15 protein-coding genes, 2 rRNA genes and 3 pseudogenes are annotated in these 18,330 nt (G+C 46.4%); 9 read left to right on the forward strand and 11 right to left on the reverse strand.

The annotated features are described in order from the left end of the window. Window positions 1-86: 86 nt before the first annotated feature. The 3 genes from rrf (QUA40_RS06100) (at window position 87) to rrf (QUA40_RS06110) (ending at window position 853) form a co-directional block, all read left to right on the forward strand. Window positions 87-203, forward strand: a 5S ribosomal RNA gene (rrf, locus tag QUA40_RS06100). 188 nt (window positions 204-391) lie between these two features. Beyond that, entirely contained in the window at window positions 392-541 is a 150-nt protein-coding gene (locus tag QUA40_RS06105; RefSeq protein ID WP_333122812.1) for a hypothetical protein, read from the forward strand. Window positions 542-736: 195 nt separating this feature from the next. Then, window positions 737-853, forward strand: a 5S ribosomal RNA gene (gene rrf, locus QUA40_RS06110). Window positions 854-1,011: 158 nt separating this feature from the next. Here the strand turns inward: rrf (QUA40_RS06110) and QUA40_RS06115 are convergent. The 5 genes and pseudogenes from QUA40_RS06115 to vapB all read right to left on the reverse strand — a co-directional run bounded on the left by QUA40_RS06115 (window position 1,012) and on the right by vapB (window position 5,481). Then, the gene (locus QUA40_RS06115; RefSeq protein WP_333122815.1) at window positions 1,012-2,874 is read right to left on the reverse strand and encodes an ATP-binding protein; all 1,863 of its coding nucleotides are present in this window, start codon (window positions 2,872-2,874) and stop codon (window positions 1,012-1,014) included. Window positions 2,875-3,139: 265 nt separating this feature from the next. Further along, a pseudogene (locus QUA40_RS28950) lies at window positions 3,140-3,190 on the reverse strand (hypothetical protein); the annotation flags it as partial. Continuing rightward, the gene (locus tag QUA40_RS06120; RefSeq protein ID WP_333122818.1) at window positions 3,177-3,458 is read right to left on the reverse strand and encodes a hypothetical protein; all 282 of its coding nucleotides are present in this window, start codon (window positions 3,456-3,458) and stop codon (window positions 3,177-3,179) included. The pseudogene QUA40_RS28950 and the gene QUA40_RS06120, both read right to left, overlap by 14 nt. Window positions 3,459-3,572: 114 nt before the next feature. Beyond that, entirely contained in the window at window positions 3,573-5,201 is a 1,629-nt protein-coding gene (locus QUA40_RS06125) for an AAA family ATPase (protein ID WP_333122821.1), read from the reverse strand. Window positions 5,202-5,271: 70 nt separating this feature from the next. Continuing rightward, on the reverse strand, window positions 5,272-5,481 hold the full coding sequence (gene vapB, locus QUA40_RS06130; protein ID WP_333122824.1) for a type II toxin-antitoxin system VapB family antitoxin: 210 nt from the start codon (window positions 5,479-5,481) through the stop codon (window positions 5,272-5,274). Between vapB and QUA40_RS06135 the strand changes: the two genes are divergently transcribed. Together QUA40_RS06135 and nadC are read left to right on the forward strand one after the other, a co-directional pair. Beyond that, complete coding sequence (locus QUA40_RS06135; protein ID WP_333122827.1) at window positions 5,480-5,641, forward strand: hypothetical protein; 162 nt, start codon at window positions 5,480-5,482, stop codon at window positions 5,639-5,641. The genes vapB and QUA40_RS06135 overlap by 2 nt on opposite strands. A 61-nt stretch (window positions 5,642-5,702) precedes the next feature. Next, entirely contained in the window at window positions 5,703-6,566 is an 864-nt protein-coding gene (gene nadC / locus QUA40_RS06140) for a carboxylating nicotinate-nucleotide diphosphorylase (RefSeq protein ID WP_333122830.1), read from the forward strand. A gap of 193 nt (window positions 6,567-6,759) precedes the next feature. On the opposite strand, the gene QUA40_RS06145 is transcribed toward nadC, so the two are convergent. Both QUA40_RS06145 and QUA40_RS06150 read right to left on the reverse strand, forming a co-directional pair. Next, on the reverse strand, window positions 6,760-7,788 hold the full coding sequence (locus tag QUA40_RS06145; protein ID WP_333122832.1) for a C39 family peptidase: 1,029 nt from the start codon (window positions 7,786-7,788) through the stop codon (window positions 6,760-6,762). 728 nt (window positions 7,789-8,516) lie between these two features. Beyond that, on the reverse strand, window positions 8,517-9,845 hold the full coding sequence (locus QUA40_RS06150) for a pitrilysin family protein (RefSeq protein ID WP_333122835.1): 1,329 nt from the start codon (window positions 9,843-9,845) through the stop codon (window positions 8,517-8,519). A gap of 225 nt (window positions 9,846-10,070) precedes the next feature. Here QUA40_RS06150 and QUA40_RS06155 point away from each other — a divergent pair, with 225 nt between their 5' ends. Then, window positions 10,071-10,958 carry an ABC transporter permease gene (locus QUA40_RS06155; protein ID WP_333122838.1) on the forward strand — a complete coding sequence of 296 codons (888 nt, stop codon included), beginning with the start codon at window positions 10,071-10,073 and terminating at the stop codon, window positions 10,956-10,958. 13 nt (window positions 10,959-10,971) lie between these two features. On the opposite strand, the gene QUA40_RS06160 is transcribed toward QUA40_RS06155, so the two are convergent. Both QUA40_RS06160 and QUA40_RS06165 read right to left on the reverse strand, forming a co-directional pair. Continuing rightward, window positions 10,972-11,334 (reverse strand): hypothetical protein, encoded by a 363-nt coding sequence (locus QUA40_RS06160; RefSeq protein WP_333122840.1) that lies wholly within the window; start codon window positions 11,332-11,334, stop codon window positions 10,972-10,974. Between the two features lie 329 nt (window positions 11,335-11,663). Continuing rightward, window positions 11,664-11,936, reverse strand: a pseudogene (locus tag QUA40_RS06165) (DUF1348 family protein). Window positions 11,937-12,388: 452 nt separating this feature from the next. Here QUA40_RS06165 and modA point away from each other — a divergent pair. Genes modA through QUA40_RS06180 form a run of 3 tightly spaced genes read left to right on the forward strand, consistent with a single transcriptional unit; the run spans window position 12,389 to window position 17,068 of the window. Further along, window positions 12,389-13,177, forward strand: coding sequence for a molybdate ABC transporter substrate-binding protein (modA, locus tag QUA40_RS06170; protein WP_333122842.1), 789 nt, complete (start codon window positions 12,389-12,391; stop codon window positions 13,175-13,177). A 27-nt stretch (window positions 13,178-13,204) separates the two neighbouring features. Beyond that, window positions 13,205-15,715, forward strand: a complete 2,511-nt coding sequence (locus tag QUA40_RS06175; protein ID WP_333122845.1) for an ATP-binding protein — start codon at window positions 13,205-13,207, stop codon at window positions 15,713-15,715. Between the two features lie 60 nt (window positions 15,716-15,775). Next, on the forward strand, window positions 15,776-17,068 hold the full coding sequence (locus tag QUA40_RS06180; protein ID WP_333122847.1) for a response regulator: 1,293 nt from the start codon (window positions 15,776-15,778) through the stop codon (window positions 17,066-17,068). A gap of 209 nt (window positions 17,069-17,277) precedes the next feature. Here the strand turns inward: QUA40_RS06180 and QUA40_RS06185 are convergent. Continuing rightward, a pseudogene (locus QUA40_RS06185) lies at window positions 17,278-17,823 on the reverse strand (serine hydrolase domain-containing protein); the annotation flags it as partial. 85 nt (window positions 17,824-17,908) lie between these two features. Beyond that, window positions 17,909-18,330: serine hydrolase domain-containing protein (locus QUA40_RS06190; RefSeq protein WP_333122850.1), on the reverse strand; the 422-nt coding region annotated here is incomplete at its 5' end.

An 18,330-nucleotide genomic window follows, 5' to 3' on the forward strand; every position in this document is an offset into this window, starting at 1 on the left:
AACTTGATAAGGTAATTAAGTCGAGCGAAAGAGATGCAGCGCATCAAACAAAACGCAGACACAGGATTAAAAGTTTTAAAAGCTTTCCTGGTGCTTATGATGTAATGGAACCACTCCGATCCATCCCGAACTCGGTTGTTAAACGTTGCTATGGCGAAGATACTCGGCGGGTCACTGCCCGGTAAAATAGCTCAGTGCCAGGTTAATAATAAACTAAAGCTCTTTTCCCGCAACAACGGAAAAGGGCTTTAGTTTTTTGGTGAGTTATTAGGCATCTACACCACAGCAAGTCTTGCGCCCTTTGTAGAAATCTCAATATTCTGGGCCAGCAGCAGATTTAGGGTCGATCGAACTTGATGCGAGTTTTGAAAACTTTTTTACGAATTTGGTGGTGGCGTCTTTGCGGCCGTTGAGGCAAATGGCGGCAGAAGCCGAAAGGGCGATCGAACAATTAACAGTTAAGCAGGTCGTGGCCTGGTTTGTGAAGGACGGGAAGATTCGCAGAGAACAAGGTGTCGATGCGGCGTTTTTGGATTTGTGAGTTAAAGGTCGATGGGCAACACTGGCAAATAATACGTCAAACTCGTCTATTGGGGGCTGTTTCGGGCGATCAAAAAAAGTTTTGACGAAGGGGTTGACAGCCTGGGGAAAACTTGATACAGTAATTAAGTCGAGCGAAACAGATGCAGCGCATCAAACTTAACGCAGACACAGGATTAAAAGTTTTAAAAGCTTTCCTGGTGCTTATGATGTAATGGAACCACTCCGATCCATCCCGAACTCGGTTGTTAAACGTTGCTATGGCGAAGATACTCGGCGGGTCACTGCCCGGTAAAATAGCTCAGTGCCAGGTTAATAATAAATTAAAGCTCTTTTCCCGCAACAACGGAAAAGGGCTTTAGTTTTTTGAGGAGTTAGGCGAAAAGAGAAAGTGAATATTACAACTAAAACCTCATAGCATATAACCTCAAAAGCCTAACAGCAAACCTTTCGGCGGTCGGGCGCATTTTGTTAGACCGCATCGCGGATTTGCTGGTGGGCAAGGATTTGAATGACAAACTCCGTTCTCTCACCAGGTATTGAGAAGCAATCTAACTTACCACCATGTTTCTCAGTGACAATTTGATAGCTAATCGGCAGCCCCATGCCCGTTCCCTTACCGACAGACTTTGTGGTGAAGAATGGATCAAAGAGGCGTTTCTGAACAGATTCAGGCATTCCCATTCCGTTATCAGAAATTGCAATTTTTACCCACTTTGAATCAATCATAGTAGTCCGAATGGTAATCAGGTTGGGATTTTCCTTGAGTTCCTGATAGGTTCGTTTGACGTTAGCTTCTTCCAGGGCATCAATGGCATTTGCTAGGATGTTCATAAACGCCTGATTGATTTGACCAGGATAGCATTCGATTAGCGGTAGATTACCATAATCACGAATTACTTGAATCGCTGGACGCTCTGGTTTATCTTTCAAGCGATGCTGTAAAATCAACAATGTACTATCAATGCCCTCATGAATATCTACGGCTTTGAAGTCAGCTTCATCCATTCGTGAAAAGTTGCGGAGTGACAAAACAATCTGACGAATTCGATCCGTGCCGAGTTTCATGGAGTCGAGGACTTTAGGTAGATCGGCTTGGATAAACTCCATATCAATATCTTCTGCCTCAGCTTGGATTTCGGGTGCTGGGTCGGGATAGTAATTCTGGTAGAGTTGCACCAAACCTAATAAATTGTGGGCGTATTCCTGCACATGAGTCAGGTTGCCGTGAATGAAGTTGACTGGATTGTTGATTTCGTGTGCCACCCCTGCCACCATTTGCCCCAAAGCAGACATCTTTTCGCTATGCACCATCTGAACCTGAGTGCGTTTCAGTTCCTCTAATAGTTGTTGCAACTGCGTATTTTTGTCGCTGAGTTCTTGGGTTCTTACCTCAACTTTAGATTCAAGGGTTTGGCTGTAGTTTTCGAGTTGTTCGTTGGCTGTTTTCTGTTGCTGTAACAGTTGTTGAACAGCGCGAATTAATTGGTTAAAGGCATTGGCAAGGGTTCCAATCTCATCATCTTGCTCAACAGTCGCTTGTAACTCAAAATTAGATTCTTCAGTGGATCGTCGGGCAATGCTGGTAAGAGCTTGAATGGGTTGGGCAATTGCTCGGCTGGTCAAAATTGCCAAAAGAATGGCGATCGCAACAGACAATCCGATACTTGCAACTACAACTTTCTCCGCAACTTCACTAGCCTGTTGATCTGACCTTGTTGCGACATCAAGTTCTTGGTAAGCTTGGTCAATTAAACCCACCAAATCATCCGAGATGCCATCGAATTCAAGCGCCAAATCGCTGTTGGTAAATTCCAACATCAGGGCTTGGGCTTGCTCAACATCAGTGGGTGACGCAAGATTCAGCCCACGAATTCGTTCAACTCGGCGTTCTAATTCCTGTGAGTAGAGTTGTGGTACACGGTCATAGGTTTGCAACAAGGCTGTAATCGTTGCGTGACGCACACCAGCTTGTAGGGTCGGAAACTTTGCCACAAATGCCTTAAGTTCAGCCCAAATTTCTTTAATTTCAGTTTCATGCTTCAGCAGGTGAGCATATTCATGCTGAAATTTTTTTGGGTATCGCACTAGAGGGATGAGTTGTTGTTGATGGGTTCGGGCTTGGAGAATACGAGATTGCAGACGATGCAGAAGTTCCACTTCGTTACGCGCGTGTTGTTCTAGGTCTTGAGTCTCTTGTTGATAACGATCGCCAATTCCAAAACCAGCAATTGTTCCACACACAGCAATGCTGAGAGCAAGGGTGTATCCTAAACCGATCTTTTGCCCAACTCTGAGACTGGATAACCGTTGTCCTAAACTCTGGTACACCATATAACCTTCTCTAGCGGTACAGGAGATTTGCTTGACCCAGTGCCCCTATTTGCTCATTTTAAGCCTTTCAGTTTGAAAACGGAAAACTCCTCTGTTTAGGATAGGTTTTCCCTTACAGCGTTTACGTCTTGAATTTACGCTTTTCTAAAGGCTCTACCTAAATCGTGCAGAACCCCCCAGTAGATCGTCACCTCGCCAGTTCCAATGTTACCCGCAAACGCCGAACATCTTTTTTGCATTCTAAATTAGCACAACTATCCGAATTCTACCCGATCAAATTTCGTGCAAACTTCCCGTCAGCGCTACTTACCCACCGTAAAGTCTCGGCCTGCTGTTGAGTTAGATGAACTGCTATAGCTTTTAGTATAGCTTAAATTGGCTATCGGGCCATTAGTCATTACTTCCAAGCGATCGAATTCCTCGAACCCTTTTGCCCAAGCTTTGGCAATATCGTCTGGGAGTTTGGGTTGAGCTATTATATTTTGCTCCTTGTGCATCACAAAGTAGAGGAAGTCGCTGACTTCGGGCAAGAATGATTCTGGAAGTTGCAATTTGGCGATCGCAAGATCACGAATACTCATCATAATTGCCCCTTTCCGTCGTCTTTATTTTAATACAATCATAACAATAAAGGATGTGTGATAGAAGTTATGGTTAGGGTAAAAACCTCGATTTTTTACATGAATGACTGTACGCACTCATACTGCCTCAATGTCAGAAACTAGGGAACCAAAGAGAGATTTCACAAAATTTAAAGCCTCTGTGTTATCCATTAATAGTTTTCGTACAGCCCCCTCATAATCTTCACGTTTTTGGAATTTAAGCTCTTTTGCAATGTTAGTTAAAGCCCCTGTTTCACGAACTGGATATTGTGAAATTAGTTCTGTAAAGTCCCCACTATTAAGTGCATTCCCTAGCCGTTCCAACTCTTGTTTTACAAACTCATTCACATCGATAGAAACATTTACTGGTCTACCATTCTTAATATCTTCTTTCTTAGGCGTGTTGCGAAAATACTCCTCACGAATTGCTTTTTCAGCAGTTTTAATACTCAGAGATTGCATACCTTCATTGATTTTTTTCATTGCAACAGTTTTAGCATTATCAAGGTATGTGGAAGCATCGCCTCCGAGAAAATTTGCTTGGCGTTGTGCAATAAAGCCTTGAATATGTGGATGGTAATATATCGACTCAACTGAGAAGACCGGAAGGGCATAAATGCCCTTCTCCCTAAGCCGATTAATGTCAGTGTCTGGTCGCCGATCATTATCAACAATGCCCAAAGCATGAACCCAGTGAAGGTTGGCAGAGTCCCGGATGCTAGAAACGGTATGTTCGACATCTCGACAGCTTGATTTGGCAATAATGGAGACATTTGGAAACACTAGATTGTAAAGTGGCTTATCAAGGCTGTTCTCAGTGCCTTCGATAAATAGAATCTTTCTACGCGCACCAAGGATATCCTTCTTGATGTCATCATCAATCTCTGTTTCGGGGGGAACAATATCTGCATCCCAACCACTTACAGAAGATCCCGCGTAGGTGCAGCCCCGAATGAGCAATGTACGCGCACTCGGATTGTCGAGGGGCAGCATCACATCATGTGTAGATACGATGAATGCACAATCATCTCGCTTAGAGAACAAATGTGTCAGCAGTGGTGAAATGATGGAGCGATGAAGGTGGCGCTCCGGCTCATCAATTAGCACTAAAGTACCACTCTTAACGGTTAACACGTTCGCTGCGATTAGCAAGGCATTACGTTCGCCGTCTGAAAGCTCCGCAACGCTGTAAGGAGTACCTCCACATTTGCTTCCAACTACCTGATCGTTTTCACCGACAGATATCTCAATAGGAATATTTGAAAGACGTAGAAGCTCGTTGATAATCTTTATAGGAGCATCTTCTTTGGAAAGAGTTTTTGCATACTCCATATTCTGGCTATCGACTGCACCAGCAATTGAGCGAGCACGTACGTTCTCAGCGTCAATGAGGTCATAAATCGAAATACTTGCACGTTGGCTAGCATAATCGTCTTTCCAGCGTGAATCTAGATTAGTATCCCCACTTCGCATATTGTTTTCAAAATTTCGCTTTTGCTGAGACGATAAATCCATTGTGGTGGAAGAAAACCAATTTTGGCGATGCGCCGATATCCGTCGCACATTATTAGTCTGACCATAATAATGAAGGCTCATATATAAATGTTGCATCAGACTGGACTTTCCGGTGCCGTTAGCACCCATAATAAAAACTTTGTCTCCCATGTTGATAGTGAGATTGAGTGGTTCACCTGTAGTTCGAGGGATATTAGAATCGAAGGACATGATTGCGTTACCATTTAGACTGTTGTCATTTTAGACAATACTTCTACTATAACAAGCTCGTCAAGCAGAGTTAATCCTTTAAATCTTCGAGAGGTTCATCAAAATCATCAGATATCCAGATTTTACCTTTCCAAATTCCAAGTCCGCCTCGCTTTGTCGGCTTTTCTTGGGTTGAGTTTTTAGCCTGCTTTTCAATTAAAAACTCAATGTAATGAAGCACTTCTGTCTGAAGAGACTCAGGGAGTTCGGCTAATTTTTCTAAAATGACTGGCTGTATCATGGTTTCTTCTCGCGATCGCCCCATCTACTCCATTAAAGCACCCACACCCAAAGTCAGCAACAGAATACCCCCATTATCTAGTACGATCGCCCTCCCTTTCTACCCAAATCCCGATCGCCACACGATCGCTCACACCATCATTATTTTGCAACTTGCCTAAAATTACCCGATCGACTATTGTTCCTAGTAGATACGATCTGGATATAACAACTGACAAAAACATGACAGCAATATTACCGCCTTGGATAGTTTTAGACTCCCTATTGCACAACTGGCTACTAGAAGATATCGGTAGGGGCGATCGCACAACATCGGCCTTATTTCCCGCAAACAGCATCCAGGGTACAGCTAAATGGATTGTTAAAGAAGCTGGAGTCATTGCCGGATTGCCAATTGCCGATCGCACATTTAAACTTTTAGACAGCAGCCTCAGTTTCATCCCCCAAGTACCAGAAGGGAAACTGTGCGAAAAAGGAGAAGTAATTGCCGAGATTTCCGGCAATTTCGACGCGCTGCTAACCGGAGAAAGAGTAGCATTAAACTTGGCAATGCGTTTGAGTGGCATCGCTACTTTGACTCAGAAATATGTTGACAAAATTGCCGATTTGCCCGTGCAATTAGTGGATACGCGCAAGACAACACCGGGGTTGAGATTGTTGGAAAAATACGCAACTCAAGTCGGCGGTGCTTGCAATCACCGGATGGGATTAGATGACGCCGTGATGATTAAAGACAATCACATTGCGGCGGCTGGGGGAATTGCAGAGGCGATCGCCCTAATTCGCAATTCTATCCCCTATCCGCTGACGATCGAAGTCGAAACCGAAACTCTCGCTGAGGTAGAGACAGCTTTGCAGCACAAAGCCGATATTATCATGTTAGATAATATGTCCTTTGATTTGATGCGGCAGGCTGTGGCACTAATTCGCCAAAAGAGCGATCGGGTCAAAATTGAAGCTTCCGGCAATGTTACTTTAGAAACAATTAGAAGTGTGGGAGAAACCGGAGTTGACTATATTTCTACCAGTGCTCCGATTACGCGATCGACTTGGCTGGATTTGAGTATGAAAATTCAGAGTCATTAGTCATTAGTCAGCAGTCATTAGTGATAGAAAATATGGTCAATACAAAATCAAGCTTTAATACGCCTTTTACTCTTTAGTCTCCCTCTGCTCGGACTTCGTTTGACTATTAAGCGATTTGAATCGCCGAATAATTCCAGAGGCAACTTATCTCTTAGCTAATGACTAATGACTAATGACTAATGACTCTTAACAATTACTTCGAGATAAAATGAACCCAAAAATTACCGTCAGGCATACAGAGGCTGCGGATTAAGCGGTAAGTATAGTGCAAGTAAGCACCGCTGAGACTTGTGTCGTAGCCGATGGGGAACCACTCGCCATAGGGATCGTGAACGAAGAATCCCTCGCTGTCGTAGCCGGAGACAACTATAATGTGACCGAAAGACGTGAAGTATCCGTGGATGACAGCGGGATTTCCGCTGGCTAGCCAATCTTGAACGTCATCAATAGTTGCATTCTCGGTAAAGAAATCTTGAGCGCCGTAATCTCTAACAATCTTTGCTAAATCGTAGGGGTCCCAGCGACTGTAACCTTTGGCGATCGCATATTCGTAGAGCTCGTCTTCATATTGCCCGCTTTGTGTGCGCCGTGGCACCCTCAAAAAGTCCATACACATCGCTAATGAAGTTACATTGCAAGAACCTGTAGGATTATTCAAGTTATCCATTTGCGATAGATAAGGAATGCCAAGCCTGACAGTTGGGGGATTCGGTTTGGGAAAAAACAGAACGCCGTCTTGAGTAATTTGAGCGTGTGCTCCGAAAACATACCAAATCCCTGAATCTTTGAAAGACTCGTTGCGGAGAGCAACTCTGATGTGACCGCGAGCCGGAGCAAAAGCCAGGATCTCAAACTCTTTTCCTGCTGGTATTACTTGTTTTTCCGAGTCCTGAAGTTGAGAAGACGCCAGCGGTTTCGATTTAAAAATCGTGTCTCTAAGCGTTTTCAGGATCAGGGGAGGTGTGATAATGTCCCCTGGTTTGGTTTCGATTAGCTTTTTGGCTGTGACTGCTCCCAAAAAACCCGGTTCGCCGCACTTCATCAGAGTTTGAAATCGGTGGAGTGCCGCAGTAGAGAGAGGGCCAAATTCCCCGTCTACGGGAGGCTTCAGTAAACCCAGGTCAATGAGGCGGCTTTGAATTTGGTGACTGAGTTCGTCGTCGGCAGCAATTGCTTTGGCATCGTACCTAATTTGTGAGTTGAGAAAGTTTTGTAATTTCATGCTTGCGTGCCCCTGTCAATCGATTTGAGATTTGAGATTTGAGAATTACGATCGCCGATCAATCTGGTTTCCCCAGACTAAATTGCTGGCTCGTCCATAATTCCCAGTTGATCGTCTCATAAAATTACGGTAGTTTTGCTGCTCAATCGATTTGAGATTTGAGATTTGAGAATTACGATCGCCGATCAATCCGGTTTCCCCAGACTACATTGCTGGCTCGTCAATAATTCCCAGTTGATCGTCTCATAAAATTACGGTAGTTTTGCTGCTCAATCGATTTGAGATTTGAGATTTGAGAATTACGATCGCCGATCAATCAGGTTTCCCTAGACTAAATTGCTGGCTCGTCAATAATTCCCAGTTGATCGTCTCATAAAATTACGGTAATTTTGCCTAGCAATCGATTTTAGATTTTAGATTTTAGATTTTAGATTTTAGAATTACGATCAATCCGGTTTCCCTAGACTAAATTGCTGGCTCGTCAATAATTCCCAGTTGATCGTCTCATAAAATTACGGTAATTTTGCCGATCGCCCGTACCTTAAAGGCTTCATATTAATTATTTGATACAAAACAAAACCTTCAAGGCGCGGGCAGATCGAATTTCACGCACTATTGACTAAAAATCCCTCGTGCGCGTTGACATTGTTTCTGCCGAATGCCGAATGCCGTTGGATGGCTCAAAAGCAGAGGGATGGCAGAATTCCCCTGTTGAGGCGATGTCAGATTCATGCTTCGTTCGGGCGAATTACCACAACACCCATCGCATCGGGAGACAGATATTTGACGGCGGCTTCTCGGAGATCCTCGGCAGTCTGAGCTTGGATGCAGGCGGCATAGTTGAGGGCGGGAGCGATATCTCCTACCATCGACTGATAGTAACCGTACAAACTTGCTCGATCGCTCGGAGTTTCGTTACCAAAGATAAACCGATTTGCTACTTGAGTACGGATGCGGGAAATTTCGGCATCTGTCACCAGTTCGGTTTGGATAGTGCGGATGTGTTGGACGATCGTAGCTTCCACTGCTGCCAAGTTTTCTGTTGCTAGTTGAGCAGAAATCGAGAATACGCCGCCGAGCCGCTGAGTCATGTTGCTGACCGAAATTGACGAAACTAACCCTTTTTCTTCGCGCAAATCTTGAACCAAGCGAGTTGTGCGGCCGTGACCCAATATTGTCGCCAAAACGTCGAGGGCATAAGTTTCCGACATTTCCATGAAACCGGGCACTCGCCACATCAGGATCAGTCGGGCTTGCTGAAGGGCAGAGTCTACAAATTCGCGGCGGACTGTTTCTGTAAACGGCGATTCTTGGCCGTAGTTGGGGATTTGGGCTTCTGGGTGAAAGTTGCCGACAGCAGGCACATTTATTTTGTTGTTTTGTGCTGTGCTTTTTGCTGCGAAACTGTCTGCGACAATTTCTATTAGTTGATCGACTGGCAAATTGCCAACAGCTACGGCTGTCATGGCCCCTGGGTGATATCTACTGCTATGGAAATCCCGCATTTGTTGCGCTGTCAACTGTTCGATTACCGCAGTCGGGCCGAGTACCGGTCGCTTGTACGGCAGGACTTCAAACGCTAATTCCATCGATCGCTGATAGGTGCGGCGGCGGGGATTGTCTTCCGATCGTCTAATTTCTTCTAAGACTACCAGCCGTTCTCGATCGAAGGCGTCGTCAGGAATGCTCGCATTCAGCAACACCTCGACTTGCAGGGGAGCTAATTCGGCAAAATCTTTAGGAGCTGTGGTGATGTAATAGTTAGTGTAATCTTGGCTGGTGGCAGCATTGGTGACAGCGCCCCGCTGCTCGATCGCGCGCTCAAATTCGCCACTGGGAATGCTCGGAGTTCCCTTAAAAATCATGTGTTCTAAAAAGTGAGCCATGCCGTTAATGTCGTCTGGTTCGACGGCTGAGCCTAAATTGAGCCACACGCTGAGGTTAACAGCATCGACCGGCAGGTGTTCGGCTATAACGGTGAGGCCGTTGGGAAAATGGCGGATTGTTGGGGCGTTGAGGGGCGATCGAGCTGAGGTTTTGAGTAGGGTGGATGTCATTGTGCTTTTAAATTTATCTTGTTCTCTATATCTTAAAGGGTCTTTAAGGAAGAGCTCACGCATTGGGCATTTAGGGCGAAAAATGCAATGGGATATGGACGGTAATGCACGCACCGAGTTTTTGGTTTCCCTGGAGCAAGTCCTGTTAACGTATTTCTGCGATCGCGAGCGTTAATTTATCCTAATAGTTGCCCAAGTCCTCAGTTTTTTTGGTGACAGCAAAAGATGGAAAATCGAAGATTGAATAAAAACTTAGTATTTCCACAAGCAGCTTTTCAACGATTTTGGCGATCGACTTCGGGGAAAATCGGCTTAATTTTGACTGTAGGGCTGATGATTTCGGCACTGTTAGCCCCCGTACTTTCCCCCTACGATGCTGCGGTCGATCGAGATTATTTGTTGCGCTTAGTGGCTCCTAGCGCTAAACATTGGTTTGGCACCGACGGTTTGGGGCGAGATTTGTTGGTGCGGGTGTGGCACGGATTGGGGCTCTCTTTACTCGTCAGCCTGGTTTCTGTGGGTGCGGGTTTAATTGTGGGAGCGCTTTTGGGGCTGGTGGCCGGGTATTTTCGGGGGTTGCTGGAAATTGCGATCGGCACTTTGGCGGATATTTTGCTAGCTTTTCCTTCGATTTTACTGGCGATCGGCGTTGTTACCGTCACGGGGCCGAGTTTGCAAAGCGTAATTATCGCCGTCAGCCTCGTGCAAATTCCGATTTACATCCGTTTAACTCGCAGTATGGTGCTGTCTCTGCGGGAACAAGAATTTGTTTTGGCTGTCAAGGCCTTGGGCGCCAGCGACTTACGGATTATTTTTCGCCACATTTTGCCGGGAAGTCTCGCGCCTTTAGTTGTACAAGCAACTCTTTCGACTGGTACGGCGACACTAGAAGCTGCCGGTTTGGGTTTTTTGGGTTTGGGCGCACAGCCGCCGGTTCCTGAGTTGGGGACGATGCTTTCTGATGCTTTTAAGGGCGGATACGCTCTTTCTTCTCCTTGGACTATTTTGTTTCCAGGTTTGCTGATTACCTTGACTGTTTTGGGTTTCAACCTTTTGGGCGACGGGCTGCGAGACGTTTTAGACCCCAGATCCAATGCTGCGGCAAGGAAATAGCAATATTCAGGAGTTACGCAGTGGGCACACTATTTGAGCAATACTGTGCCTCCTCTAAAAATTGTTCAGGTATGCTCAAAGTTTTGGCGGGAGTTGAAGCCATTTCAAATTCGTCGCCCGGGCTGCAGACTGAGGTGATACCCGCTATGACTGCCTGCATTAAGATTGGCCCGGATAGGCGGCAGTCGTGCCCGATCGTGATTGTTAATTCTGCCGCTGATTTATTGACTTTTTGCACCAGCAAACTCACAAAGGCTTGCCCCAAAATAGTCGCCATTTCCGGGGTGGGGTTAACCTGTTCGTCTGGAACGCCTTCAATGGTGATACCGCGAATGTCTGAACCATGTTGCAGCTTTTTTAAGTTATACTTTTGCATAACAATCAATAGTAACTTTTCAGCTAAGCATCAGTTTACGACAAATGTTAACCAGGAATTGTTGCATTTGCTACTATCAACAAATAGGCAAGCTTTAACAGCGACTTACAAAAGTTATTAAAAGCGATCGCCGCCAAGCATGAATTATATCAAATCCTGTTATATCGGAATGATATACAAGTGCGAGCCTCCCGATCACTATCGAAAGCAAGGCGGGAGAGTGGGAAAGTGGGAGGATTTCTCTTCTGCCCTCTTCCCCTTTCCCTGTTCCTTCGATATTCTGGGATTATTTCCAGGAAAAAATCCGCACTCCGACCATCGTGCCACTGCTATTCAAAGCGCACAGAAATCAGCTTCTTTGTAAAACTCCACAGTTCATTTTTCAAAAAGTAGTCTAGTTCTTTTGCCCACTTTCGTTTTAATAAATCCTTGATTTGTTACCTGCTACTGAAAAATTAGGCAGGGTTACGCCACGGTGAATCTTCGGTGTAAGATAAAGATACTCGTTTTGGATCGCGGGTATTCCAGGCATTTTCTGCGACTTGAACTCTAGTTTTAGCAGTTTCCAGGGTGAAAGGCGGTAAAGGTGGTTTAGTTTCCATCGGGTTGAATAATTTTGGTTAGTTTAAATAAGTAATTAAACTTAGCACGATCGCGAACACAGTACAAGACCACTATAACCACCAACTTGCTGGCATTTACAGTTAGATGTCAGGAAATCCAGCAACAGCGAGCGGGGGAAATCACGCTCTTTTTTGTCAATTTGCGATCGATTAAGTACCGCGAGGATTAGCCCTTGATTTAGGTGCAAGTTCAGGACTTCAATCGATTCCTTTAGTGGAATTAGGCTTTTGGGTAATCGGTTATGCGATCGACTATCCGAAATAGGTTTACAGGTACTTCACAGAACGAGATGATTAAACGATTCGGGTGAATGGGCAGGCAATTATATTAGAGACTTTATATTAGATACAACCGAGAGTTGCTGTAGTGACTGTTCCGACATTTACAGCCCCATCCAGGTCTTAGAAACTGAAATCTCAGGAAACCTGATATGAAACTTCTCCGAAGGCTGACATTGTGCTTCCTCTCCTTGACGCTCACCCTCTGGCTGGGCTGTTGCTCCTCCCCACCCCAAATCCAGGTGGTGACGCTCAATGTGGCTGTGTCAGGCATGGTTCGCACTGCCGTGGAGGAAATCGATCAACTCTATCAGCAGGAACACCCCCATATCTGGTTGAATCCGACATTTGCCGGAACTGCCTTAATCTGGGCAGCCGTTGAGCAGGGAGAACCTTTTGATGGGGTTGTGTTATCCGATATTTCACCGCTCAATGCGTTGCAAGCCCAAGGGCTGATTCTGCCGGAAAGCCGTCGGGAGTTAGTGACCACCGATATTGTGGTGATTGCTGCGGCTGATTCTGCGGTGCAACTGAATGATGTGCAGGAGTTAGCGAGCGATCGGCTCAAAACGGTGGCAATGGGCAACAAAGACCTGACGGTTGGCAAATATACCCACGCCATTCTGAGTCGGTTAGGCATCCTTCAGGCAGTGGAGTCCAAGGCAGTCTGGGCAAAGGTGGATGTGCGGGAAGTCTTGCGAGCCGTCGAGCAGGGAGAGGCAGAGGTGGGCATTACCTTTCTGCCAGAAGCCAAAGCCTTTGCCAAGGTCAAGGTGTTAGCCACCGTATCGCCCGACCTCTATGAGCCAATTCGCTCCGGTGTGGCTGTGGTTAAAACCTCTCCTCATCTCCAGGAAACGCAGGCGTATCTGGACTTTTTAAGCACCGATCGGGCAATGACAGTCTTTCAAAAATTTGGACTCCGCCCTCTGCGGTCTTAGATCGACGAAACTAAGCACGAGACAGACATGATGAAACAACACTCTAACTTTCTCAAAACCGTTGCCGGGAGCCTGGGAGCAGCCACTTTCCTGGCATTAGCAGTCAGTGGAATCGCATTGTGGAGCGCTAACCGCACCTTAGAAACTAACCGCCAGATCGCCCAACATCTAAAAGCGCTCAATAGTTTGGAAGCGTTGACCAGTGCATTTCAGGATGCTGAAAAGAGCCAGCGGCAATACCTGCTCGCGCCAAACAAAAATGAATTCAGGAAATTTGGGCTTAAGATGATCGATGTCGATCAAGAATTGCGACAATTGCAAAGCTTGCTAGAGAAGGATCCCCGCCAACAGGCAGCTACCAAGAGCCTGGAAGAATTTATCCTGCGTCGCCTGGGGGAACTCCGGCAGGGCGTAGAACTCCGGGACACCAAAGGGCTGGCGGCGGCGATCGATCGCACCCCCCCACGACTGCTGGACGAGATTACGCTGCTGACCCAGCATATCAAAGCGATCGAAACCGTAGGGTGGCGGCAGAAACAGCAAGCTGCCACCCACACAACCCTTCTGGCAATGATGGCATTTCTGGTGGGCATCGCCCTCAACCTAGGAATTATTCTGTTGACTTACGGCCTGATTTGCAGTGAAATCCTGAAGCGGAATCAAGCTGAAACCGACCTTCAGCAAAGTAACCAGACATTTCAAAACCAGACTAGCCTGTTGCAACTAATCCTCAACAGCATGAGCGATGGCGTGCTCGTTGTCGATGAAAACAGTCGATTCCTGGTGTTTAACCCCGCTGCCGAGCAGATTTTTGGCAAAATACCCGACAGCCAGCCGGAAGAATGGTCAGAGCAGTATGGACTGTTTCTATCCGATGGGGTAACTCCGCTCCCAACAGAGCAAATTCCCTTAGTGCGGGCTGTTCGGGGTGAGCAGGTAGACAATATGGAAATCTTTACTCGTCATCGCCAGGCCCCAAAGGGTTTCTGGCTGACAGCTAGTGGCAGACCTCTGAGAGATGCCAGTGGTGCATTGAAAGGGGGAGTTGTTGTGTGCCGCAATATTAGCGATCGTAAGTTGGTAGAACTAGAGATATTGCGCGCAAAAGAAGCTGCCGAAGTTGCCAACCGCACCAAGAGCGAGTTTCTGGCCAACATGAACCACGAACTCCGCACCCCCCTCAACGGCATCCTCGGCTATACCCAAATCCTCCAGCGCGACCCCGCCACCACCGCCAAGCAGATGAAAGGATTGGGGGTGATTTATCAATGCGGTTCCCATTTACTCACCCTGATCAACGACATTCTGGATCTGTCCAAGCTGGAAGTGCAAAAGATGGAACTCTATCCCCAGGATTTCCATCTGGCTAACTTCCTCTCTTCTACTGTGGATATTTGCCGCGTCAAGGCAGTGCAAAAAGGCGTGGAGTTTCATTACCAGCCCGCGAGCAATCTGCCCACTGCCGTCCATGCTGACGACAAACGCCTGCGGCAAGTGTTGCTCAACCTACTCAGCAATGCTGTCAAATTTACTGATTTTGGCACCGTCACGTTTCGCGTAGAAGTGGTGGAGTCAGAAGACTCAAATTCAGAACTCAAAACTCAAAACTCAAAAATTTCAAGAATTCGCTTCCTAATTAAAGACACTGGCATTGGCATTGCCCCAGACAAACTATCCACGATTTTCTTACCCTTTGAGCAGGCCGGGAAACGCGATCGCAACATCGAAGGCACTGGACTAGGACTTGCCATAGGTCAACAAATCATCGAGAAGATGGACAGCGAAATTCACGTCGAGAGTGTATTGGGCCAGGGCAGCAGTTTCTGGTTTGAGATCGACTTGCTTCCAGCATCGGATTGGACAACACAAAATGCGATCGCCAACCACAAGGTTATTGGCTATCAGGGCGAACGACGCAAAATTCTGGTCATTGACGATCGCCAAGAAAACCGTCTGGTGGCCGTGAATATGTTGGAACCGCTGGGCTTCAAGCTGACAGAAGCTGATAATGGGCAGGCAGGTTTGGATTCCACTATCCAGACGCGACCCGACTTGATTATTACCGATGTACATATGGCGATTATGGATGGCTTAGAAATGACCCGTCGCCTGCGACAATTGCCAGATTTTGCCAAAACTCCGATCATTGCCTCCCCTGCTACTCTGTCTCAGGTGGATATACAGGAAAGTCTGGATGCAGGGTGCAATAGCTTTTTCCCCAAACCGATCGAGTTTACTGGGTTGCTTGCCGAATTGCAGCGATATCTACAATTGCAGTGGATTTACGAAACCGAAACAGAGGCGACTCAACCCGCTGTCAGCAACGCGGATGAGGTTAGCATGATAATACCCCCTGCTGCTGAACTGGCAACCCTCTATGCTGCCGCTCAGGGTGGTTTTATGACCGATATCCAGCAGGAAGCCCATCGCTTGAAGCAATTAACGCCGGAATATACTACCTTTGCGAACCGAGTTCTAGAATTGAGTCAACAGTTTGATGAGGAAGCCATTCTGCGTCTAATCGAGCCACGGGTTTAGCCACTTAATCTCGATCCACCATCAACCATTGATCGCTTCAATATATTTAGGAGTTTGCTAATGTCAGTCTATTCTATCTCTCAAGAAAACACGATCTTAGTCGTAGATGATACCCCAACCAATCTGCAAGTATTGTTTGATGTGTTGAGCGAACAGGGCTACCGGGTGGCGATCGCCAAAAATGGTGAAACTGCCTTGCAACGAGTGCAATCGTCTGAGCCAAATTTGATTTTGCTGGATGTGATGATGCCAGGGATCGATGGTTTTGAAACCTGTCAGCGGCTAAAAGCTAATCCGGTCACTCGCGATATTCCAGTTATTTTCATGACCGCCCTCTCCGACTCGGTGGATCAGGTCAAAGGGCTGAGCCTGGGTGCTGTAGACTATATCACCAAGCCGATTCAGCATGAAGAAGTCTTGGCACGGATTCGGGTGCATCTCCAACTGCGGAATGCCACCCGGATCATGGAACAGCGCACCAACGAACTCAACCAGGCCTTAGAAAGTTTCAAGCAAGCCCAAGTGCATCTAGTGCAAGGTGAAAAAATGTCTGCCCTAGCCCAATTGGTGGCGGGAGTGGCACACGAAATCAACAACCCGGTGAATTTCATTCAAGGCAACCTGAACTATGTCAAAGAATACACTCAGGAGCTGCTGAACTTGGTCCAACTTTACCAGAAGCACTATCCCAACCCGGTAGCAGAAATCCGAGAGCGGGCAGAATACCTGGAGCTGGAATTTTTGCAAGAGGATTTGTGGAAGATGCTGGGTTCGATGAAAATGGGGAGCGATCGGATTCGCCAACTGGTGCTCTCGCTGTGCAACTTCTCCCGCCTTGATGAAGCGGACTGCAAACCAGTTGATATCCATGCAGGTATCGACAGCACTCTGTTGATTTTGCAACACCGTCTGAAAGCCAGACCCGATTTTCCTGCCATCCAAGTCATCAAAAACTACGGGCAATTACCGGAGGTCGAATGCCACCCCAGTCAACTCAACCAGGTATTCATGAATATCCTCACTAATGCGATCGATGCCTTGCAGACATCAGGTGTCAGGGATAACCAACAACCTACCATTACCATCAGCACCTCGATCGGTAGTGCTAACTCGATCGCGATTAGCATTGCTGATAATGGAGTCGGTATCCCGGAACTCATTCGCTCTAAACTATTCGATCCGTTCTTCACCACCAAACCCGTGGGCAAAGGCACTGGTTTGGGACTGTCGATCAGTCATCACATCGTCACTGAAAAACACGGCGGCAAGATTGAGTGTGATTCCACTCTCGATAAGGGCACTGAGTTTGTAGTAAAGATTCCGCTGCGGCAGGTCATGGCACAGGTTGCTTAAAAGAAGGGTTACGGTTGCCGCAACAATTATCAATCAATTTCAATCCTCTTTATCTTAGAGAATAGTAATTAGGATTTTCTGGTAACAGGACTTACTCACAAACTAATAATGTAGGGTGTGCATTACGCACCTTAACCCCTACCAGTAAAGAATTCAACTATTTTTTACATAAATTCTCGATGTATTAGCTGGCGCTACGGCGAAGCTAGTTAGATTAATGTCGTTATCCCTATTTCATCTACTGAGAAATCATCCTTTGCTGTATCACCGTAATTCGAGAGGATAGCTACTTCTGTTTGCTCGCTTTTGTCAAAACCTATGAAGCTCGTATAGTCGCCACTACCACCGTTATGCCAATACAATACTTGCCGATTCGGTAGGGTCAAAATCAGCCAAGCTAAGCGCATAGTGAAAGTTTCATTTTCCTCAAAATATTGTGATCGCGATCGCGCGAAAATCGCAGCCATTGCGGTATTCGCTTTACAGAGATTAGCTTGCAGGAACTTCAACAAATCCTCAGATGTCGAACGAAACGCTCTTGCTAGCATCACCTCAAAATCCCACTTTGAAGTCAGCATTCCATCGGCTGAATGACCGGGCGCAAGGCACTGCATCTGTTGCGGTGTCAGATGAATCGCCGTATCTGTCATACCCAGCGGCTGGCTAATGATTTCTGTCACTAATTTTTCATAAGCTTTGGAAGTTTTTAGCCTTAACAAATGTCCGAACAAGCCCATGCCTAAGTTAGAGTATTCGTAGCTTTGACCGAGTTAGCTCAGCAGCGTGATTTCTGCTATATCGGCATACATTTCCTGCGCCGTGTAGTCAAGGTAAGGATTGCTAGGATATTGGATTTCTGCAAGGAAACTGTCTGGCAAACGGGGCAGTCCAGGTAGGAGTTGCTAACTGTTGCAGGGTGATGGATTGGACGGCAGGATTTAAGTGGTTGATGACTTCTACGGGCAAATAGAGACGAATCGGAGCGTCTAGCTCGACATTACCATCATTCACTAATTTAGCCAGAACTGTTACTGTAAATACTTTAGTCACGGAACCGATTTCGTAAATTGTATTAGCATTGGGAACAGCCGGAGCGGTGTTGCTGAGCTTGCCAAATGCTTTGATGTAATGATGTCCTTTGTCAATTACTCCGATCGTTAAAGCCAGCTTTTCTCTCTTGCTTAGATAGGGCTTGCTGAATATATCGATCGCACTTGAGGTAGCCTGGGTTTTGAGCGCGCGATCGAGAATAAAGTGCAAGA

It is taken from the genome of Microcoleus sp. Pol11C3 (genome assembly GCF_036701485.1).
GTDB lineage: Bacteria > Cyanobacteriota > Cyanobacteriia > Cyanobacteriales > Microcoleaceae > Microcoleus.